Origin of the sequence: Halomonas sp. NO4 (genome assembly GCF_010994375.1) — a bacterium.
In the GTDB taxonomy this organism is placed as follows: domain Bacteria; phylum Pseudomonadota; class Gammaproteobacteria; order Pseudomonadales; family Halomonadaceae; genus Halomonas.
In genome coordinates this window covers 236,727-257,812 of sequence record NZ_WHMA01000003.1, presented here as the reverse complement: position 1 = coordinate 257,812, position 21,086 = coordinate 236,727, and the positions used below count along the sequence as shown (strand labels likewise).

The following is a 21,086-nucleotide window of genomic DNA, read 5'->3' as shown; positions in this document are numbered from 1 at the left end:
ATGACAGATGGGTGACAGGCTCACTCCGCGCCGAGCGGGGCCAGCCCCAGGCGGCGTCTCTGGCCGGCCAGCCGGTTGTCGGGCAGGGCGACGAACCCCAGCGAGGTCACGCTGGCCTGACCCGCCGGCGAGAGCACCAGGTCCAGGAAGGCGCGCTCCGGCCCGGGCAGGGTCCCCTCCGGCGGCAGGTTGAGGTAGAGATAGAGCGAGCGACTCAGCGGATAGTCGCCGTGGCGCACCGCCTCGACCGTGGGGCGCCGGAGCACCCCCTGGTCATCCACCAGGGCCAGCGCCTTCACCGAGGGGGTGAGATGGTTCAGGCCGGCATAGCCGATGGCGCTGCGCGTCTCGCCCACCGCGGCCACCACGGCCGCCGAGCCGGGGTGCTCGTTGAGCGCGCGGCGATACTCGCCGCCGCACAGGGCGCGCTGACGGAAGAGCCCATAGGTGCCCGAGGCCAGGTTGCGGCCGTGCAGTTCGATGCGTCCCGGGGGCGACTCGAACCCCAGCTGCGACCAGTGGGTGATGGCCTGTTCGGCCCCGCAGCGGCGCGTGCGCGAGAAGATGGCGTCGAGGGTTGGCCGGTCGAGCGCGGTCAGGGGGTGGTGGCGATGCACCACCACTGCCAGGGCATCGCGGGCGATCTCGATCTCCACCGGCGGGTAGCCGTGGCGGGCGATGAATGCCTCGCGCTCCACCTCGCGCATGGGGCGCGACATGGGCCCCAGGCGGGTGGTGCCGGCCGCCAGGGCCGGCGGGGCGCTGGCCGAGCCGCTGGTCTGCAGCTGCAGGCGAATGCCCGGATGGCGCTCGGTGAGCTGCTCCCCCCAGCGCAGCATCAGCCCCGCCAGGGTATCGGAGCCCATGGCACCCAGCGTGCCCACCGGTTCGATCCCCTCCGGCTCGGCGCGCACCGCCGTGGCCAGCAGCAGGCCGACGGCCAGCAGCCCCGCCAGGCTGGAGCCCGAGCGGCCTAGGCGTATAAGATGGCGCTCCGGGCGCCGGCGCTGCGGTGCAACACCCCGGCCCCGGTGGGTCTTTCTCCACAACAACAAGCCGAGCTTGCGACACCTCATGACAGACCTCGACGATGTACCCGCCCCGCAGGGGCAACTGACGCTGAAACTGCTGGCCAGCCGCCAGGATACCAACCTCTACGGCGACATTCCCGGCGGCTGGCTGGTGCGCCACATGGACCAGGCCGCGGAGCTCGCCGCCGGGCGCGAGGCCCTGGGGCGCACGGCCACCGTGGCCATCGAGGCCATGGATTTCCTGTGCCCGGTACGGGTCGGATCCACGGTCAACATCTTCACCCGCGTGCGCGACATCGGCCACAGCTCGATCAAGATCGACGTGGAAGTGTGGATCCGCTCGCCCCACGAGCGCGACCCCGACGAGCTCAACAAGGTCACCGAAGCGCGTTTCGTGATGGTGGCGCTGGACGACAACGGTCGCATTCGCTCGGTGCACCGCGGCGAGGCGCGTCAATGACAGGGGCGCCCTGAGGCGCCCCTGTGCTGCGGCCGGGTGACGCGCCGCTCAGGCGCCGACCTGCGCGCGCGCCTTGAGGTAGGCGAATTCGCCGACGTCGGTGAAGCGGCGCACCAGCTGCTGGAAGGCCATGTAGGACTCGTAGACCTTGGCCGAGTCCGCATCGTTGTCGACCTGCTCCTGGATGACGGTCTGGGAGGCCTCGTGGAGCGCCGCCATGACGTCGTCGGGGAAGCTTCGCAGCTCGACGCCGTGCTCGTCGACCAGGGTGTCCAGCGCCTGGGCGTTGCGGAAGGCGAACTCGCTGATCATCGCCAGGTTGGAGGCGCGGGCCGCCTCGGTGACCACCGCCTTGAGGTCGTCGGGCAGCTCGTTCCAGGCATCCAGGTTGACCGTCCCCTCGAGGATCGCCGAAGGCTCGTTCCAGGCCGAGGTGTAGTAGTAGTCGGCCACCTGGTGCAAGCCGAAGGCCAGGTCGTTGTAGGGGCCCACCCAGTCGGCGGCGTCCAGCACCCCGGTCTGCATGGAGGTGAAGATCTCCGAGCCGGGCATGTTGACGGTGGTGACGCCGATGCGGTTCATCGCCTCGCCGGCCAGGCCCGGCAGGCGCAGCTTGAGGCCCTGCATGTCGTCGAGCGAGTTGATCTCCTTCTTGAACCAGCCGGCCATCTGGGTACCGGTGTTGCCCACCGGGAAGGGCTTGAGGTTGTGCTTGGCGTAGACCTCGTCCCACAGCTCCTGGCCGCCGCCGTGGTAGAGCCAGGCGTTGGTTTCGGTGGTGTTCATGCCGAAGGGCACGGCGGTGAAGAACTGCGCCGCGGCCGCCTTGCCGCGCCAGTAGTAGGAGGCGGAGTGGCCCATCTCGGCGGTCCCGGCGGCCACGGCATCGAAGACCTCCAGCGGTGGCACCATCTCGCCGGCGCCGTGCACCTGCACCCGCATGCGCCCGGCGGAGAGCCGCTCGATGCGCGCGGCGAAGTCGTTGGCGCCGGTGCCCAGGGCGGGGAAGTTCGTCGGCCAGGAGGTGACCATGTTCCAGGTGATGGTCTCCTGGGCCTTGGCAGTGGCAACGAAGGGCGCGGCGGCGATACCGGCGGCCCCCAGGCCGGCGGTCTTGAGGGTGTTCTTGAGAAAGTGACGGCGTTGCATGGCGGGCATGACTCCGGGGTGAGTTATTCTGATCCGCAGCGTCGCGTGCGGCGTGTCCGCCAAAGAGTATGCGGCAAGGCCGATTTAGCCGGCAAGCCGACCCACCGACAGCGCCGTCAACGACGCCTCATAACGGCGTCAACTTGGCAAACCCCAGCACCAGCCACTTGTCCCCTTCGCCCTCGAAGCTCACCTGCACCCGGGCGCGCTGCCCCTCGCCCTCGGCATTGAGGATCACCCCCTCGCCGAACACCGGATGGCTGACGCGCTGGCCCAGGCACAGGCTCGGCAGGTCGCCGCCGCCGTTGACCGTGGTCTGCTGCGACAGACCGACAGCGGGCCGGGTCGCGGTCAGCGGCCGGGAAACCTGGCCGCGCAGGCGCACTTCCTCGAGGTATTCCTCGGGGATCTCGCGCAGAAAGCGCGACGGCCGCTGGTAGGTCTCCTTGCCGTGCAGGCGGCGGATCTCGGCGTGGGTGAGGTAGAGCTTGCGCATGGCGCGGGTCAGACCCACGTAGCAGAGCCGCCGCTCCTCCTCGAGGCGGCCGGGCTCCTCCAGCGACATCCGGTGGGGAAAGAGGCCTTCTTCCACCCCGGCGATGAACACCACCGGAAACTCCAGCCCCTTGGCCGAGTGCAGGGTCATCAGCTGCACGCCGTCCTCGAACTCGTCGGCTTCGTGATCGCCGGCATTGAGCGCCGCCTCGGCGAGAAAGGCCTCCAGCGCCACGGCACCCTCGCCCACTTCGGGCGGGTCGAGCGCCTCGCCCTGGGTGAAGGCGCGAGCGGCGTTGACCAGCTCCTCGAGGTTCTCGACGCGCGCCTGGCCCTTCTCGCCCTTCTCGTTCTGATGATGAGTAATCAGGCCGCTGCGCTCGATGATGTGGGCGACGATCTCGTGCAACGCCATGCCGGCGGTCGCGTTGTCCAGCGCCTCGACGAGGTCGGCGAACGCGGTCAGCGCCGACCCGGCACGCCCCTTGAACGCGCCTTGGGCCAGGCCGTCGTGCAGCGCCTGCCACAGCGAGACGCCGCTCTCCCGGGCGCGGCTGCGCACTTGCTCCACGGTGCGGGTACCGATGCCGCGCGCCGGTACGTTGACGATGCGCTCCAGCGAGGCGTCGTCGTCACGGTTGAGCAAGAGTCGCAGGTAGGCCAGGGCGTTCTTGATCTCCAGGCGCTCGTAGAAGCGCTGGCCGCCATAGATGCGGTAGGGCATGCCCTGGCGGATCAGTGTTTCCTCGATCACCCGCGACTGGGCATTGGAGCGGTAGAGGATGGCGACCTCGCGGCGGTTGAAGCCGGCGTCGACCTTCTCCTTGATGGTGTCGACGATAAAGCGCGCCTCGTCGAGGTCATTGAAGCCGCTGTAGACCGAGATCGGTTCACCGTGGTCGCCTTCGGTCCACAGCGCCTTGCCCAGGCGGTCAGCATTGTGGCGGATCAGGGCGTTGGCGGCATCGAGGATGAGGCTGGTGGAGCGGTAGTTCTGCTCCAGGCGCACCGTGCGGGTGCCCAGGAACTCCTGCTCGAAGCGTCGCAGGTTCTCGACCCGCGCGCCGCGCCAGCCGTAGATCGACTGGTCGTCGTCGCCGACCACGGTCATCGGCGTGGTCAGGCCGGTGAGCAACTTGAGCCAGGCGTACTGCAGGGTGTTGGTGTCCTGGAACTCGTCGACCAGCACGTGGCCGAAGCGCTCGCGGTAGTGGGCGAGCAGCGCCGGGTTGTCGCGCAAGAGCTCCAGGCTTCTCAGCAGCAGCTCGCCGAAGTCCACCAGCCCGCCGCGCTCGCAAGTGAGCTGGTAGCGCTCGTAGAGCTCGACCATCTGCCCCAGGTAGGCATCGCCGTGGGCGTCGACCTGGTGGGGGCGCAGTCCCTCCTCCTTGCAACCCGAGATGAAGGAGAGCACCTGGCGCGGCGGAAAGCGTTCGTCGTCGATCCGGTGGTCCTTCAGCAGGCGCTTGATCAGGCGCAACTGGTCGTCGGTGTCGATGATCTGGAAGTGCTGCGGCAGGCGCGCGTCCTGCCAGTGGGTGCGCAGCAGGCGGTGGGCGATGGCGTGGAAGGTGCCCACCCACACGTTGCGCAGCGAGAGCCCCAGCAGCGCCTCCAGACGGGTGCGCATCTCGCGCGCTGCCTTGTTGGTGAAGGTCACGGCAAGCACCGCGTAGGGCGAGAGCCCCTCAGCCTGCATCAGCCAGGCAATACGGTGCACCAGCACCCGGGTCTTGCCCGAACCGGCCCCGGCCAGCACCAGCAGGTTGCCCTGGGGGGCGCTCACCGCCTCGCGCTGGGCCGGGTTCAACTGATCGAGGATCGCCGTGACGTCATCCATGGGGAAGGCATCGCTGCTTGGAAAATGGGCCGACAGCTTAGCATACTGGCCCGCCCAATCATCGCGGCGAGCGGCGCCGGGAATAGGGCAGTCGCAGTTGATGGCACCCAGGGAAGAGAGGGGGAAAGTGGGAGGCCGGCTCTGCCGGCCGAAGGCACCGAAAGGGGCCCAGATGGGGCAGCGCTGCGCGCTGCTTCGCGAGCTGAAGCTCCCTCCCACACATAACTGCGATAGCCCTGTCGCCGGGAAAGCCGCGTTGCCGGGCGCCTATGGCTTGCCTTCCTGCTCCGGGAACCTAAGCGGCGTCAGGCTCTTCTTCACCGCCTTGAGCTGCTCGGCGAGCCTGGGCCCGCGGGTCTTGGCCACGCCCACGGCGAGCACGTCGACCAGCACCAGGTGGGCGATGCGCGAGCTCATGGGGGTGTAGATCTCGGTGTCCTCGTGGACGTCGATGTAGAGCGGCAGGGTCACCTCTTCAGCCAGCGGCGAGCCGCTGGGGCACAGGCCGATCACCGTGGCGCCGGCCTCGCGGGCCAGGCGCACGCTGGCCACCAGCGCACGGGTGCGACCGGTCTGGGAGATCGCCACCACCACGTCGCCCTCCTTGAGGGTCACCGCCGACATGTTCTGCATGTGCGGGTCGGCGTAGGCGGCGGTGGAGATCTGCAGGCGGAAGAACTTGTGCTGGGCGTCGAAGGCCACCGCGCCGGAGGCGCCGAAGCCGTAGAACTCCACCCGGTTGGCCATGGCCAGCGCCTGGATGGCGCGGCTCAGGGCATCGTTGTCGAGGCGGTCGCGCACCGACAGCAGGGTGCCCACGGTGGAGTCGAAGATGCTCTGGGAGAACTCGGCGACGGAATCGTCGTCGTTCATCGAGAACTGCGCGAACTGGCTGCCCGAGGCGAGCATCTGCGCCAGCTTGAGCTTGAAGTCCTGGAAGCCGTTGCAACCCAGGGCCCGGCAGAAGCGCACCACCGTCGGCTCGCTCACCTTGGCCTCGGTGGCCAAGTCGACGATGCGCATGTGGATCACTTCCTCGGGGTTGCGCAGGACGAAGCGCGCCACTTTCTGCTCGGAGCGGCGAAAGTGCTCCATGCGGCGTCTCATGTCATCGAAGAGGGCGCGGCTCACGCGAAACTCCTTGCTGGTAGCGGCAGTGGACGGGCCGAGGCAGGCAACCCCGACAGGTTCCCAGTATGCCCCATCCCGGGTCCTGTCGGGGAGTCTCCACCACCGAACGTGGAATGGCGCAGAGCGTCATCATTCTGTCAAGTAGGGTATAGTAAGAAACAGCGTGTCATGCCGAATGCCCGGCACGGGACGGCCCACGCCAAGAGAAGAGCAACAAAGAAGGAAGGAACAGTAGGGAGAGTCGAACATGCGCAATGTCGAACGCGTTACCTCCGTCAAGAGCCAGCTTCTCGACATCTACATGAGCATGGAAGTGGCGGAACATCAGCATCGTTCGCGCAGCGCCGCCCAGCGCAACCTGCGGGCCCGGCGCGGCATCGAGCTCCACCAGGAGTTCAAGCAGCTCGAGCGCGACATCGCCGACCTGGTCGACGACGAGAAACACTGAACCGGCCGCCAGCAGGCGACCGGCGCGAAAGCCGCTACCCGCCCCCGACGGCAGGGGCGGGAGGGGTGTTTTACCCCAGCAGCGAGTTGACGAACACCGCGATCACGCCCAGCGGCGCCACGTAGCGCGCCACCACGACCCACAGGGTCTCGGTGCCGCCGGACAGGCCCAGCTCCTGAGCCACGCCCTGGCGATCCAGGCACCAGGCGGCGAACAGGATGGCGCCCAGGCCGGTCAGCGGCAGCAAGATCTTGCTGGTGAAGTTATCCAACAGATCGAAGACGTTGAAGCCGAGAATCAGGACGTCGCCCAGCAGGTTGAACGACAGCAGCGCCAGGATGCCCAGGACCCAGACCCCCAGGCCGCAGACCAGGGTGGCTGACACCCGCGACAGCGGCGTGCGCTCCTCGATGAACTCCACCACCGGCTCGAGCAGCGAGATCGCCGAGGTCAGGGCGGCAAAGGTGAGCAGCAGGAAGAACATCAAACCGAGAATCGTACCCCCGGCCATGTTGCCGAAGGCGAGCGGCAGGGTAACGAAGATCAGCCCCGGGCCGGAGGCCAGATCCAGGCCGTTGGCGAAGACGATGGGGAAGATCGCCAGGCCGGCGAGCAGGGCAATGGCGGTATCCAGAATGATCACCGTGCGCGCCGTGCTCAGCAGGTTGACGTCCTCGCCCAGGTAGGAGCCATAGGCCATCATGATGCCCATGCCCAGCGACAGGGTGAAGAAGGCCTGGCCCATGGCCGCCAGCACCACCTCGCCACTCACGGCACTCCAGTTGGGGCTGAACATGAAGGCCAGCGCCTCGCCGAAATGGCCGGTGGTAATGCCGTAACCCACCAGCACGAGCATCAGCACCACCAGGGCCGGCATCAGGGTACGCACCGCGCCCTCCAGGCCCTTGGTCACGCCGCGTGCCACGATACCGATCACCAGCACCATGAAGAGGGTATGCCACAGCAGCAGCAGGCCGGGACTGCCCAGCATGCCGGTGAAGAGGGCGCCGATGCCATCGGCATCTTGACCGCTGAAATTGCCGCTGACCGAGCCCAGGGTGTAGTAGAGCGACCAGCCGCCGATCACGCTGTAGAAGGAGAGGATCAGGAAGGCGCCCAGCACGCCGCTGATACCCACCAGAATCCAGCCGGGGAAATGTCCGCCCCGCTTGGCGAGATCGGCCATGGCATTGATGGGGTTCTCCTGCCCGCGCCGGCCGATCAGCCACTCCGCCACCAGGATCGGCAGGCCAATCAGGCCGATGCACAGCAGGTAAACGAGCACGAAGGCCGCCCCGCCGCTCTCGCCCACCATGTAGGGAAATTTCCAGATGTTGCCCAGGCCGACCGCCGAGCCGGCGGCGGCGAGCACGAAGGTCATCTTCGAGGACCACTGTGCATGGGTGAGCTTCGACATGAATCACCTATTGTTGTGAATATGGTTGTTGATGTGCTTCAAGGCGATTATTACAGCAAGATTGGATGGAATATCGCCCGAATGACGGCAAATCTATCCGATCATACGCTCGATGGCCAGCCACGGTGGGCAGCCTTGCACCAATGGGGGAGGCGTCACAGGAAAGCGCTAGAAGAACGAGGTCTGACGTTCGCCGGCGAAGTCGGCCAGCGCCGGCAGCGCCAGCGCTCGGCACGGCGGGCATGCAGCGACCGAGCAAGCTGTGGGGCCTGGTGAATGTCGGGAGTATGCACAAAGAGGAAAGGGGTTTTCCCCAGTTTTATCCACAGGGCGAGACGCTCGATCCAGAGGGGAACGTCGTGCTGGTTGAGGGCCTTATCGTCGTGGCCGATGCAGCGCACCAGAGTCTCGCTGCCCGTGGAAAGCCCGTGTAATGGGCGTTTCGGGGTCGCGCGCTGGGCCTGGCGCCGGGGAGGCGTCTCCCCGGGCCATGTCGCCTAGCGCGAACGAGCCTCAAGCATTACCCGGTTGGCACTCCATGTTATCAACAATCGGTTGGTGGCCGCCTCAGCCATCCCCTTGTGGGAAAATGGCAGCGATGCTACTCGACGGTGACGGACTTGGCCAGATTGCGTGGCTGATCGACGTCGGTGCCCTTGAGGACCGCCACGTGGTAACTGAGCAGCTGCAACGGCAGAGTGTAGAGGATGGGAGCCAGCGCTTCGTGCACGTAGGGCAGGCGCAGTACACGAATGCCGGGCTCCTCGGCCAGCGCCACCTGTTCGTCGGCGAACACGAAGAGTTCGCCGCCGCGTGCGCGCACCTCCTGAAGGTTGGACTTGAGCTTGTCGAGCAGCTCATCGTTGGGCGCCACGGCAATCACCGGCATCTCGCTGTCCACCAGCGCCAGCGGCCCGTGCTTGAGCTCGCCGGCCGGGTAGGCCTCAGCATGGATATAGGAGATTTCCTTGAGCTTGAGCGCCCCCTCCAGGGCGATGGGGAAGTGGGTGCCGCGCCCCAGGAAGAGCGCATGGTGCTTCTCGGCGAAGGCCATCGACAGGGCTTCGATCTCATCATCCAGCGCCAGCACCTGCTCGACCAGACGCGGCAGGCCGCGCAGCGCCGAGACCAGTTCCGCCTGCAGCGCTGCATCGAGCCCTCGGGTGCGGCCCAGCGCCAGCGTCAGCAGCATCAGAGCGGCCAGCTGGGTGGTGAACGCCTTGGTGGAGGCGACCCCGATCTCGGGCCCGGCCTGGGTCATCAGGGTGAGGTCGGACTCGCGCACCAGGGAGCTGCCCGGCACGTTGCAGATCGCCAGGCTGGCGAGATACCCCCGTTCGCGGGCGAAGCGCAGCGCCGCCAGGGTGTCGGCGGTCTCGCCGGACTGCGACAGGGTGACGAACAGGGTGCCTTCGGGCACCACCACCTGGCGGTAGCGGTACTCCGAGGCCACCTCCACCTGCACCGGCACCCCGGCGTAGCGCTCCAGCCAGTAGCGCGCCACCAGCCCGGCGTGATAGCTGGTGCCGCAGGCGACGATGTGCACCTGCTTGACCCGCTCGAACAGCGCCCGGGCCTCGGGGCCGAAGCTCTCGACCAGCACCGCCTGGTCACCCAGGCGCCCCTCCAGCGCCGCGGCGATCACCGCCGGTTGCTCGTGGATCTCCTTGAGCATGAAGTGGCGATAGGCGCCCTTGCTGGCGGCGCCGTCGCCGTGCTCGAAGGTGGCCACCTCCCGCTCCACCGCGCGGCCGGTGGTGTCGTAGACGTCGATGCGGCCGCCGTCGGCGAGGCGCACCACGTCGCCCTCCTCCAGGTAGAGGAAGCGATCGGTGACCTGCAGCAGGGCCAGCGGGTCGGAGCCGACGAAGGCCTCGTCGATGCCCACCCCCACCACCAGCGGGCTGCCCTGGCGGGCACCGATGACCACGTCGGGCTCGTCGGCATGCACCACGGCCAGGGCATAGGCGCCCTCCAGGCGAGCGAGCGCGCGCTGCACCGCGGTGAGCAGATCGCCGCACTGACGGTAGTCACGGTCGATCAGGTGCGCCACCACCTCGGTGTCGGTCTGGGAGGTGAAACGGTAGCCGGCGGCGGCGAGCTCCTCGCGCAGCGCCTCGTGGTTCTCGATGATGCCGTTGTGGACCACGGCGAGGCGCTCCCCCGAGCAGTGGGGATGGGCGTTCTCCTCGGTGGGTCGCCCGTGGGTGGCCCAGCGGGTATGGGCGATGCCGCAGCGCCCGGCCATAGGCTCGGCGACCAGCCGGTCGGCCAGTGCCGCCACCTTGCCGACCGCGCGGCTGCGCTGCAGGCGCCCTTGGGGCGACTGCACGGCCATGCCGGCCGAGTCGTAGCCGCGGTACTCGAGGCGCTTGAGTCCCTCGAGCAGAATTCCTTCCACGTTGCGCTGGGCCACGGCCCCGACGATGCCACACATGGTGCTCTCCTTTTAATCCTGGTTGGCTTTGCTGGGCCGCGGCCAGTCGGCCTTGCTCACCTGGCGGGCCCGCGACACGGCCAGAGCATGGTCCGCCACGTCCTTGCTGATCGTCGACCCGGCGCCCACGGTGGCGCCGCGGCCGACACTCACCGGCGCCACCAAGGCGGTGTTGGAGCCGATGAAGGCGTCGTCGCCGATCTCGGTGCGGTGCTTGTTGGCGCCGTCGTAGTTGCAGGTGATGGTGCCCGCGCCCACGTTCACGCCGCGCCCCAGGCGGGCATCGCCCACGTAGCTCAGGTGGTTGATCTTGCTGCCCTCGCCCACCTCGACGTTTTTGGTCTCGACGAAGTTGCCCACCTTGGCGCCCACCGCCAGGCGCGACCCCGGCCGCAACCGGGCGAAGGGGCCGATGCGGCCGCGTCCGGCGATCACCGCGCCCTCGATGACACTGTGGGGCTCGATCACCGTCTCGGCCCCGATGTAGCTGTCGCGGATCACGCAGTGGGGGCCGACGCGCACGCCCTCGCCGAGCTCCACCTCGCCCTCGAAGACGCAGCCCACGTCGATCTCCACGTCGTGGCCGCAGCGCAGCGCACCCCGCACGTCGAGGCGCGCGGGATCGGCCAGTGCCGTACCCTCGCGCATCAGTCGCTCGGCGAGACGGGCCTGGTGGGCACGCTCGAGGCGCGCCATCTGCAGCCGGTCGTTGACGCCCTCCACCTCCAGCGCTTCCCCGGGCTGGGCAGTCGCGATGCTGACCCCCTCGGCGGCCGCCATGGCGATGATATCGGTCAGGTAGTATTCGCCCTGGGCGTTGTCGGCGGAAAGCCGGGGCAGCCAGCGGCGCAGCTGGTCGGCGGTCATCGCCATGATCCCGGTGTTGCACTCGCGCACCGCCCGTTCGCGCTCGCTGGCATCCTTGTGCTCGACGATGGCCACCGCCTCGCCGGCGGCATTGCGCAGCACCCGGCCATAGCCGCTGGGGTCCTCGAGGGTGACGGTAAGCAGTGCCAGGCGCGACTCGCTGACTTCGGCGAGCAGCGCCGCCAGGGTGTCGCGGCGGATCAGCGGCACGTCGCCGTAGAGTACCAGCACCTTGCCCTGGCCCAGCGCCTCGAGGGTCTGGGCCACGGCGTGGCCGGTGCCCTTCTGCTCGGCCTGGCGGGCAAAGTGCACCGGGTAGTCGGCCAGCGCCTCGCGCACCGCCTCGGCGCCGTGGCCGACCACCACGTGCAGGCGGTCCGCCGCCAGTTCACTTGCCGTGTCGAGCACATGGCGCACCATCGGCTTGCCGGCCAGGCGATGCAGCACCTTGGGCCGGCTCGAGCGCATCCGCGTGCCCTGTCCGGCCGCCAGAATCACCACGTCAAGGCTCATCGGGACTCCTCGTCGATTCGTTCATTGGTCGGTTCCATCCTTTGCCAGTGTACACCCGGCCATCAGCGCCGCACCTCCAGCCCCAGCGCTTCGACCCGCGCCGCACCGAAGGTGTCGACGAAGGCGGGGCTCACCCAGCTTTCCCAACGGTCGTCGCGCCGCACCAGCATCAGCACCGCCAGCGCCTCGCGGCGCGCCAGTGCCATGCCCTCCTCCTCGCCGAGCACCGTCAGCGCCGTGGCCCAGGCGTCGGCCCAGGCGTTGGAGGGGTGCGCCACGGTGACCGATGCCAGGCCATGGGTGATGGGACGGCCCGTGCGCGGGTCGAGGGTGTGGGAGTAGCGCTGCCCGTCCGCCTCAAAAAAGTTGCGGTAATCGCCGGAGGTGGCCACCGAGATGTCGTGCAGGGGCAGAATATGGGTGGCCTCCTGGCGGTCGTCGAGGGGCGCCTCGATGCCGATCCGCCAGGGTTCGCTGTCGCCGTCGCGCCATCCGGCCACCTTCAGGTCGCCGCCCAGGTTGACCAGGTAGTGCTCGAGGCCCTCGTCGGCCAGGTAGTCCGCCACCCGGTCGGTAGCGTAGCCCTTGGCCACTGCGGAGAGATCCACGAAGACATCGCGGGTGCGCCGCGCCCGCTGCCGCTCGGCATCGACCTCGAGGCTGTCGGGACCGATCTCGGCGAGGCGCTCGCGCAGGGTCGCCTCGTCCGGCACCTCGCGGGGCCGCGCCTCGGGGCCGAAGCTCCACAGGTTGACCAGCCCGCCGATGGTGACGTCGAAGGCGCCGCCGCTCGCCTCGGCCACCCCCTCGCTGATCGCCAGCACCTCGATCAACTCCGGCGAAAGCGACTGCCACTCGCCCACCGGCGCGGCGTTGAAGGCGGAGAGCTCGGAGTTGTCGCGGTAGGTGGACATGTTGGCATCGACCGCCTCCAACTCGGCCAGGATGCCCTCCTCCAGCGCCTGTACCTTCCCCACCGTGAGCGACTCGGCGAGGGTCACCTGGTAGAAGGTGCCGAAGATGGCGCCTTCCAGGCGCACCGGCGGCTCCACGGGCCGGTCGCTCTCCGAACAGCCGGCGAGCAGCACCAGCAGGACCAGCGGCCAGAACCGGAAGCGTAGCAGCATTCTCATGCGACCTCCTTGCGGCAGTCTCATGGCCAGAAGACCCACAGCAGCCAGGCGCCCAGCACCAGACGGTAGATGACGAAAGGCTGCATGCCGATACGGCGGATGAAGGCCAAGAAGTAGTGGATGCACAGGTAGGCGCTCACCCCGGAGAGCAGCGTGCCGACGCCCAGCGCCGTCCAGTCGATGGCCTGGGGCTGGCGAAACAGGCCCAGCGCCTCCAGTCCGCCGGCCAGGAGAATCACCGGAATCGACAGCAGGAAGGAGAAGCGCGCCGACGCCTCGCGGCTCAACCCGAGCAGCAGTGCCGCGGTGATGGTGATGCCGGAGCGCGAGGTGCCGGGTATCAGCGCCAATGCCTGGGCAAAGCCGATGACCAGCGCATCCCTCAGGGTGAGCTGGTACTCGCTGCGCCGGCCGCGGTGCCCCCAGTCCGCGTAGCCGAGGAGCAGCCCGAAACCGATCAGCGAGGCGACGAGCAGCAGCGGCGAACGCATGCCGAGCGCGATCACGTCGCGAAAGAGCAGCCCGAAGACGCACACCGGCACGGTGGCGAGCAGCACCCACCAGCCCAGGCGGGCATCGGCGTTGCCGCGCGCGCCGCCAAGCGACGCCAGCCAGGCCGTGGCCATGCTCCGCAGTTCCTGGCGAAAGTAGGCGACGACGGCCGCCAGGCTGCCCAGGTGCAGGGCCACGTCGAAGGCCAGCCCCTGATCGCCCCAGTCGGTGAACTTCGGCACCAGGATGAGATGAGCGGAGCTGGAGACCGGCAGGAACTCGGTCAGCCCCTGAAAGACAGCGAGAATGACGACTTGCAGCCAATCCATGTGGCAATCCCGTGACGATGAGGGTCGTCGCCGACGCAGCGGCGACCGGCGCGACGCGCAGAGGATACACGTCCGGCGCGGAGCTGTCCGCCCTGCCACGCCACGCAGGCAGCTCCCGGCCTTCAATTCGGCCGACGGGAATGCGAGAATTCCGACCGATTGGGTCCACATTCCCCCTGCCGGGGCCAGCCTTCATCGGTAGCGACCATGAGTGCGAGCGATCACGCCCAGAACGACAAGCGCGACCAGCTCCGCGATGCCAAGCGCGTCACCCTGATCGGCGCCTGGATCGACGGTGCGCTGGGGCTGGCCAAGGTCATCGTCGGCATGCTGGTGGGCTCGGCGGCATTGATCGCCGACGGCATCCACTCCTTCTCCGACCTGGTCACCGACGGTTTCGTCCTGGCGGCCACCCACTATGGCCGCCAGGATCCCGACCGCGACCACCACTACGGCCACGGCCGCATCGAGACCCTGGCCACCCTGCTGCTGGGCAGCGTGCTGATCTTCGTGGCCGGCGCCATTGCCTGGTCGAGCCTGCAGCGCCTGCTGATGGGCACGAGCCTGCCCGCCCCCGGCCTCATGGCGCTACTCCTGGCCGCCGCGGCGCTGCTCGCCAAGGAGTGGATCTTCCGCTACACCATGCGGGTGGCCAAGCGGGTCGGCTCGCGGCTGCTCGAGGCCAACGCCTGGCACTCGCGCTCCGACGTGCTCTCCACCGCCGTGGTCCTCGTCGCCCTGCTGGGCGCCCAGTTCGGCGTCGGCTGGGTGGACGCCGTCGCTGCCGTGGTGGTGGGCCTGCTGGTGGGCAAGGTGGGCTGGGACCTGCTGTGGGAGTCGGCCCGCGAACTCGTCGACACCGCCCTGCCGGAAGATGCCCAGCAGCGCATGCACGAGGTGGCGTGCAGCGTGCCGGGGGTCGACAGCGTGCACGACCTGCGCACCCGCCAGTCCGCCGGCCATGCCATGGTCGACCTGCACCTGGTGGTGGCGCCGCGCATCAGCGTGTCGGAGGCCCACGAGATCGGCAACGAGGTGAGCCGTCGGCTGCGCAACGCCTATCCGACCCTCAACGACGTCACCTTCCATGTCGACCCCGAGGACGACGAGGGCCAGGGCGATCCCAGCCGCTTCCCCGGCCTGCCGCTGCGCCCCGAGGTCCACCGGCTGCTGGCCGACCGCTGGGGCGATCTGGACGCCTGGGCCCACCTGATCGACTACCGGCTGCACTACCTGGACGAACGCATCACCGTGGTGCTCTTTTTGGACGACGACCTGACCGGGGAGCGCCTGCCGACACCGGCGACCCTGCTGGACCGGGCCGGCGATCTGCCGTGGCTGGCCGCCGTGGAAGTGTGCCAGGTGGTGCGCGACGCCCGCGCCGCTACGCCGCGCTGAGGATGGTGGTGGCGATGGAGAAGTAGATCAGCACCCCGGTGGCGTCGATGAGCGTGGTCACCAGCGGTGCCGAGGCGGTGGCCGGGTCCCAGCCCACGCGGTCGAGCACGAAGGGTAGGCACATGCCCAGGAGACTGCCGAATAGCACGATGGTGACCATGCTCAGGGCAACGATCATGGCCACCGCTTCGCCGCCGCGCATGACGCCGATGGGCGCCACCGCCAGGGCCATGGTCAGCCCCAGCGAGCCCGCCACCAGCAGTTCCCGCCCCAGCAGCTTGCCCCAGTCCTTGACGCCCACGTCGCCGGTGGCCATGCCGCGCACCATCAGGGTGGCGGCCTGGGCGCCGGCGTTGCCGCCGCTGCCGATCAGCAACGGCAGGAAGAACACCAGCGCCACCTTGGCGGCGATCACGTCCTCGAAGTAGGCGATCCCGGCGCCGGAAAAGAGGTTGGCGAACACCAGCAGCACCAGCCAGGTCACCCGCTTGCGATAGAGGCTCCACAGCGGCACCCGGCTCACCCCGTCCTCCAGGGCGCCGATGGACATCCCCTTGTGGAAGTCCTCGGTGGCCTCGGACTCGACCACGTCCATGGCGTCATCGTGGGTGACGATGCCCACCAGGCGCTCGTCGGCGTCGATCACCGGCACCGCCAGCAGGTCGTAGCGGGCCACGGCGCGGGCGACCTCCTCCTGCTCCTCGTCCACGGGAATGCTGATCACATCCTTGATCATCAGGTCGTCGACCTGGGCGCCCGGGCGGGCCACCATCAGCTGGCGCAGCGACAGCGTCCCCGCCAGTCGCCCGTCGCCATCGACGATGTAGAGCTGATAGACCGTCTCGGCATCGGGGGCGGTCTGACGCACCCGCATCATCGCCTGGGAGACCGTCATGCCGCTGGGAATGGCCACGTAGTCTGAGGTCATGATGGCCCCGGCGGTGCCCTCCTCGTAGCTGGCCAGGCGCTTGAGGTCCTCGCGCTCCTGGCGCGCCATGCGCCGCAGCAGGCCCTCGCGGCGATCCTCGTCGAGGAGGTTGAAGAGGTCGGCGCGCTCGTCCGAGCCCATCTCCTCGAGCACCTTGAGCAGCGTCTCGTCGGACATCGCCTCGGCGACGACCAGCTGTTCATCGCCCGGCAGGTAGCCGAGCACGTTGGCTCGCCGCTCGATGGGCAAACAATCGAACAGGGCAAGAACAGAGGCCAGCCCCTCCTCTTCCTCGAGCAACTCCTCGAGGATTTCGGCGAGGTCCGCGGCACGCAGCTCGGGCAGCTGCTCGTCGAGCGTCTCGTGACGCGCCTGCTCCAGGGCGGAGAGCAGTGTCTCCTTGTGTTCCTGAAGCGATTCGTTCAATGACATGGGCCTCCTCCTGCCGCCACCGCGGCCGATGCGTCGCCTCGGGCGGCGTCGAATGGCAAAGGCCGGGGCCCCTGGTGCCCGGCCGGTGGGGCCATCATAGCAGACAAGAAAACGCCCCCCGAACACTGTTCGGGGGGCGTTGACGCGGCCTTGCCACGCGCCTAGCGGCGTTGCGACTAGCCCTTGCCGGCCTTCTTGCGCAGCTGCTGGATGGTACGCAGCTGGGCCACCGCCTCGGCGAGTTCCGACGCGGCACGGCTGTAGTCGAGCTCGCCCGACTTGTCGGTGAACGCCTTCAGCGCATGCTGCCGCGCCTCCTCGGCCGACGCCTCGTCGAGATCCTTGGCACGGGCCGCGGAGTCGGCGAGCACGGTCACCACGTCGGGCTGTACTTCCAGAAAGCCGCCGGAGATGTAGTAGTTCTCCTCCTGACCGCCATCGTGGATGACGCGGATCGGCCCCGGGTGCAGCTCGGTGAGCAGCGGTGCGTGCCCGGGCAGGATGCCGAGATCGCCCATCACGCCGGACGCGACGAGCTGCTCGATCTCGCCCGAGTAGATCGACGCTTCAACGCTGACGATTTCGCACTTGAAGCTGTTCGCCATAGCGAATCCCCCTGATGGACGGGATTACTTCATCTGGTTGGCTTTCTCGACGGCCTCGTCGATGGTGCCGACCATGTAGAAGGCCTGCTCGGGCAGCTCGTCGTACTCGCCGTCGAGGATGCCCTGGAAGCCGCGGATGGTGTCCTTCAGCGACACGTACTTGCCCGGGGCGCCGGTGAACACTTCCGCGACGAAGAACGGCTGCGACAGGAAGCGCTGGATCTTGCGCGCCCGGGCCACGGCCTGCTTGTCCTCGTCGGAGAGCTCGTCCATGCCCAGAATGGCAATGATGTCCTTGAGCTCCTTGTAGCGCTGCAGCACGCCCTGCACGCCGCGGGCGGTGTTGTAGTGCTCCTCGCCCACCACCAGCGGATCGAGCTGACGCGAGGTGGAGTCGAGCGGGTCGATGGCCGGGTAGATACCCAGCTCGGCGATGGAGCGCGCCAGTACCACGGTGGCGTCGAGGTGCGAGAAGGTGGTGGCCGGGGACGGGTCGGTCAGGTCGTCCGCGGGCACGTAGACGGCCTGCACGGAGGTGATCGAGCCGGTCTTGGTGGACGTGATGCGCTCCTGGAGCACACCCATCTCCTCGGCCAGGGTCGGCTGGTAGCCCACTGCGGACGGCATGCGGCCGAGCAGTGCCGACACCTCGGTCCCCGCCAGGGTGTAGCGGTAGATGTTGTCGACGAACAGCAGCACGTCGCGGCCTTCATCGCGGAACTTCTCGGCGATGGTAAGGCCGGTCAGGGCTACGCGCAGGCGGTTGCCGGGCGGCTCGTTCATCTGACCGTAGACCAGCGACACCTTGTCCAGAACGTTGGACTCGGTCATCTCGTGGTAGAAGTCGTTACCCTCGCGGGTCCGCTCCCCCACGCCGGCGAACACCGAGTAGCCGCTGTGCTCGGTGGCGATGTTCCGGATCAGCTCCATCATGTTGACGGTCTTGCCCACGCCGGCGCCGCCGAACAGGCCGACCTTGCCGCCCTTGGCGAAGGGGCAGACCAGGTCGATGACCTTGATGCCGGTTTCCAGCAGCTCGCTGGAGACCGACTGATCGGCATAGCCCGGCGCCTTGCGGTGGATCGGCATGCGCTCCTGCTCACCGATCTCGCCGGCCTCGTCGATGGGCTCGCCGAGCACGTTCATGATGCGACCCAGGGTCTCCTTGCCCACTGGCACGGAGATGGCCGCGCCGGTATTGGATATCTCCATGCCGCGCTTGAGCCCCTCGGTGGAGCCCATGGCGATGGTGCGCACCACGCCGTCACCCAGCTGCTGCTGGGTCTCGAGAATGGTCTCGACATCCGAGACCTTCAGCGCGTCGTAGACCTTGGGCACTTCGTCCCGCGGAAACTCTACGTCAATCACCGCGCCGATGATTTGTACGATACGTCCGCTCATCTTGGTTCCTCTCAAAAACCTGGAAATGAAACCTGGTATGCCGGGCGCGCCCTGGGCGCGCTCCCCGGGCGCTATACGGCGGCAGCACCGCCGACGATTTCGGAGATTTCCTGGGTGATGGCCGCCTGGCGGGCCTTGTTGTACACCATCTCTAGATCGTCGATCAGGTTGCCCGCGTTGTCGGTGGCACTCTTCATGGCGATCATTCGCGCGGCCTGCTCGCAGGCCCCGTTCTCGACCACCGCCTGGTACACCTGCGATTCGATGAAACGAACCAGCAAGCGTTCCAGCAGCGCCTTGGCATCCGGCTCATACAGGTAGTCCCAGCTACCGGGACGCTGATTGGCTTCCGCTTCCGCATCCATGCCCATGCCGGGCGTGAGCGGCAGCAGCTGGCGAACCACCGGCTTCTGCGTCATGGTGTTGACGAACTCGTTGTACACGACGTAGAGGCGGTCGAGCTGCCCCTCGTCGTAGGCGTCGAGCATCACCTTGACGCTGCCGATCAGGTCGTCGACCTCGGGGGCTTCGCCCAGGCCGCTCTTGGCGGCGACCAGGTTGCCGCCATAGTTGCGGAAGAAGGCGCCGGCCTTGCTGCCCAGGGCGCAGAAGTCGAGCTCCGCGCCCTTGTCTCGCCATGCCTTGGCATCCTGGACCACGGACTTGAACAGGTTGACGTTCAAGCCGCCGCACAGGCCGCGGTCGGTGGACACCACGATGTAGCCGACCCGGTTCACCTCGTCGCGCTCGATCATGTAATCGTGACGATACTCGGGGTTGGCGTCGGCGATGTGGGCTGCCACGTTGCGGATCTGCTTGGCGTAAGGCTGGCTGGCCTTCATCAGGTCTTGCGCTTTACGCATCTTCGATGCAGCGACCATTTCCATGGCGCTGGTGATCTTCTGCGTATTCTTGATGCTCCCGATCTGGGTGCGTATCTCTTTTGCAGCTGCCATAGCGATCTACTCCGTTCGTGGCCCTCAGACGATGTTCCGGGCCCGCCCTTGCGGACGGGCCAGCGGCGTTACCAGCTCTGAGTGGCCTTGAACTTCTCGAGACCCTCTTTGAGTCCTTGCTGGATCTCGTCGTTGTAGTCGCCGGTCTCGTTGATCTTGTCGAGCAGCTCGGCGTGCTCGGCCTTCATGTAGTCGCGCAGGGCGCGCTCGAAGTCCAGCACCTTGGAGACGTCGATGTCGTCCAGGAAGCCCTCGTTGGCGGCGTACAGGGAGAGCGCCATCTCGGCCACCGACATCGGCGAGTACTGGTTCTGCTTCATCAGCTCGGTGACGCGCTGACCGTGCTCCAGCTGCTTGCGGGTGGCTTCATCGAGATCGGAGGCGAACTGCGAGAACGCCGCCAGCTCCCGGTACTGGGCGAGTGCCAGACGCACGCCGCCGCCGAGCTTCTTGATGATCTTGGTCTGCGCCGAACCGCCCACCCGCGACACCGACAGGCCGGCGTTGATGGCCGGACGGATGCCCGAGTTGAACAGATCGGTCTCGAGGAAGATCTGGCCGTCGGTGATGGAGATCACGTTGGTCGGCACGAACGCCGAGACGTCACCGCCCTGGGTCTCGATGATCGGCAGCGCGGTCAGCGAGCCGGTCTTGCCCTTCACTTCGCCGCCCGTGAACTTCTCGACGTAGTCGGCATTGACCCGCGCCGCACGCTCGAGCAGACGCGAGTGGAGGTAGAAGACGTCACCCGGGTAGGCTTCGCGTCCCGGCGGACGACGCAGCAGCAGCGACACCTGGCGGTACGCCACGGCCTGCTTGGACAGGTCGTCGTAGACGATCAGCGCATCTTCGCCGCGGTCGCGGAAGTACTCGCCCATGGTGCAGCCGGAGTAGGCCGCCAGGAACTGCATCGGGGCCGGGTCGGCGGCGCCGGCGGCAACCACGATGGTGTGCTCCATGGCGCCGTGCTCTTCGAGCTTGCGTACGACCTGGGCAATGGTCGACTGCTTCTGACCGATGGCCACGTAGACGCAGGTGACGCCCTTGCCCTTCTGGTTGATGATGGTGTCGACGGCGATGGCCGACTTGCCGATCTGGCGGTCGCCGATGATCAGTTCGCGCTGACCGCGGCCGATCGGCACCATGGCGTCGATGGACTTGAGACCGGTCTGGATCGGCTGGTCCACCGACTGGCGGGTGATGACGCCGGGGGCGACCTTCTCCACTGCGTCGGTGAGCTTGGCGTCCACCTCGCCCTTGCCGTCGATGGGGTTGCCCAGGGCATCCACCACGCGGCCGATCAGCTCGGGACCCACCGGCACCTCGAGGATGCGCCCGGTGCACTGGGCGGTCATGCCCTCTTCGAGCTGCAGATAGTCGCCCAGCACCACGGCGCCCACGGAATCGCGCTCGAGGTTGAGCACCATGCCGAAGATGCTGCCGGGGAATTCGATCATCTCACCGAACATCGCGTCCTCGAGGCCGTGGATCTTCACGATGCCGTCGGAGACGCTGACGATGGTGCCCTGGTTTCGGGCTTCGGAAGCGACATCCAGCTTTTCGATACGCTGCTTGATGATGTCGCTGATCTCGGAAGGATTCAGTTGCTGCATGCCATGTCCCT

Annotated in this window: 17 protein-coding genes; 3 read left to right on the top strand and 14 right to left on the bottom strand. The window is 67.7% G+C overall.

The annotated features are described in order from the left end of the window. Window positions 1–20 precede the first annotated feature (20 nt). Entirely contained in the window at window positions 21–1,076 is a 1,056-nt protein-coding gene (locus FEF15_RS04340; RefSeq protein WP_163557920.1) for a phosphate ABC transporter substrate-binding protein, read from the bottom strand. On the opposite strand from FEF15_RS04340, the gene FEF15_RS04335 reads away from it, so the two are divergent. Further along, a complete protein-coding gene (locus FEF15_RS04335; protein ID WP_205598471.1) occupies window positions 1,075–1,491 on the top strand; it encodes a hotdog domain-containing protein in 417 nt (138 codons plus the stop codon). The two genes, FEF15_RS04340 and FEF15_RS04335, sit on opposite strands and share 2 nt — an antisense overlap. 48 nt (window positions 1,492–1,539) lie before the next feature. On the opposite strand, the gene FEF15_RS04330 is transcribed toward FEF15_RS04335, so the two are convergent. The 3 genes from FEF15_RS04330 to hexR form a co-directional block, all read right to left on the bottom strand. Next, on the bottom strand, window positions 1,540–2,640 hold the full coding sequence (locus FEF15_RS04330; RefSeq protein ID WP_163557918.1) for a TRAP transporter substrate-binding protein: 1,101 nt from the start codon (window positions 2,638–2,640) through the stop codon (window positions 1,540–1,542). Window positions 2,641–2,767: 127 nt separating this feature from the next. Next, the gene (gene uvrD, locus FEF15_RS04325) at window positions 2,768–4,975 is read right to left on the bottom strand and encodes a DNA helicase II (RefSeq protein WP_163557917.1); all 2,208 of its coding nucleotides are present in this window, start codon (window positions 4,973–4,975) and stop codon (window positions 2,768–2,770) included. Window positions 4,976–5,242: 267 nt separating this feature from the next. Next, on the bottom strand, window positions 5,243–6,106 hold the full coding sequence (gene hexR / locus FEF15_RS04320) for a transcriptional regulator HexR (RefSeq protein WP_163557916.1): 864 nt from the start codon (window positions 6,104–6,106) through the stop codon (window positions 5,243–5,245). A gap of 247 nt (window positions 6,107–6,353) precedes the next feature. On the opposite strand from hexR, the gene FEF15_RS04315 reads away from it, so the two are divergent. Next, window positions 6,354–6,554 carry a hypothetical protein gene (locus FEF15_RS04315; RefSeq protein ID WP_163557915.1) on the top strand — a complete coding sequence of 67 codons (201 nt, stop codon included), beginning with the start codon at window positions 6,354–6,356 and terminating at the stop codon, window positions 6,552–6,554. A 70-nt stretch (window positions 6,555–6,624) separates the two neighbouring features. Here FEF15_RS04315 and FEF15_RS04310 read toward each other — a convergent pair whose 3' ends face one another. The 5 genes from FEF15_RS04310 to FEF15_RS04285 all read right to left on the bottom strand — a co-directional run bounded on the left by FEF15_RS04310 (window position 6,625) and on the right by FEF15_RS04285 (window position 13,742). Next, window positions 6,625–7,971, bottom strand: coding sequence for a sodium-dependent transporter (locus FEF15_RS04310; RefSeq protein WP_163557914.1), 1,347 nt, complete (start codon window positions 7,969–7,971; stop codon window positions 6,625–6,627). 601 nt (window positions 7,972–8,572) lie between these two features. Then, a complete protein-coding gene (gene glmS, locus FEF15_RS04300; protein ID WP_163557913.1) occupies window positions 8,573–10,408 on the bottom strand; it encodes a glutamine--fructose-6-phosphate transaminase (isomerizing) in 1,836 nt (611 codons plus the stop codon). Between the two features lie 12 nt (window positions 10,409–10,420). After that, entirely contained in the window at window positions 10,421–11,788 is a 1,368-nt protein-coding gene (gene glmU, locus FEF15_RS04295; RefSeq protein WP_163557912.1) for a bifunctional UDP-N-acetylglucosamine diphosphorylase/glucosamine-1-phosphate N-acetyltransferase GlmU, read from the bottom strand. A 62-nt stretch (window positions 11,789–11,850) separates the two neighbouring features. Next, the gene (locus FEF15_RS04290; RefSeq protein ID WP_163557911.1) at window positions 11,851–12,921 is read right to left on the bottom strand and encodes an FAD:protein FMN transferase; all 1,071 of its coding nucleotides are present in this window, start codon (window positions 12,919–12,921) and stop codon (window positions 11,851–11,853) included. Between the two features lie 20 nt (window positions 12,922–12,941). Further along, window positions 12,942–13,742 (bottom strand): undecaprenyl-diphosphate phosphatase, encoded by an 801-nt coding sequence (locus FEF15_RS04285; RefSeq protein ID WP_163557910.1) that lies wholly within the window; start codon window positions 13,740–13,742, stop codon window positions 12,942–12,944. Between the two features lie 207 nt (window positions 13,743–13,949). Here FEF15_RS04285 and FEF15_RS04280 point away from each other — a divergent pair, with 207 nt between their 5' ends. Then, complete coding sequence (locus FEF15_RS04280; protein ID WP_163557909.1) at window positions 13,950–15,140, top strand: cation diffusion facilitator family transporter; 1,191 nt, start codon at window positions 13,950–13,952, stop codon at window positions 15,138–15,140. Here FEF15_RS04280 and mgtE read toward each other — a convergent pair. From mgtE to atpA, 5 genes are all read right to left on the bottom strand, one after another. Next, window positions 15,127–16,500 (bottom strand): magnesium transporter, encoded by a 1,374-nt coding sequence (mgtE, locus tag FEF15_RS04275; RefSeq protein ID WP_163557908.1) that lies wholly within the window; start codon window positions 16,498–16,500, stop codon window positions 15,127–15,129. The genes FEF15_RS04280 and mgtE overlap by 14 nt on opposite strands. A gap of 176 nt (window positions 16,501–16,676) precedes the next feature. After that, entirely contained in the window at window positions 16,677–17,105 is a 429-nt protein-coding gene (locus FEF15_RS04270; RefSeq protein WP_163557907.1) for a F0F1 ATP synthase subunit epsilon, read from the bottom strand. Between the two features lie 24 nt (window positions 17,106–17,129). Then, window positions 17,130–18,506, bottom strand: a complete 1,377-nt coding sequence (gene atpD / locus FEF15_RS04265) for a F0F1 ATP synthase subunit beta (protein ID WP_163557906.1) — start codon at window positions 18,504–18,506, stop codon at window positions 17,130–17,132. Window positions 18,507–18,577: 71 nt separating this feature from the next. Next, window positions 18,578–19,462, bottom strand: coding sequence for a F0F1 ATP synthase subunit gamma (atpG, locus tag FEF15_RS04260; RefSeq protein WP_163557905.1), 885 nt, complete (start codon window positions 19,460–19,462; stop codon window positions 18,578–18,580). Window positions 19,463–19,530: 68 nt separating this feature from the next. Further along, window positions 19,531–21,075 carry a F0F1 ATP synthase subunit alpha gene (gene atpA / locus FEF15_RS04255; RefSeq protein ID WP_163557904.1) on the bottom strand — a complete coding sequence of 515 codons (1,545 nt, stop codon included), beginning with the start codon at window positions 21,073–21,075 and terminating at the stop codon, window positions 19,531–19,533. Window positions 21,076–21,086: the final 11 nt, after the last annotated feature.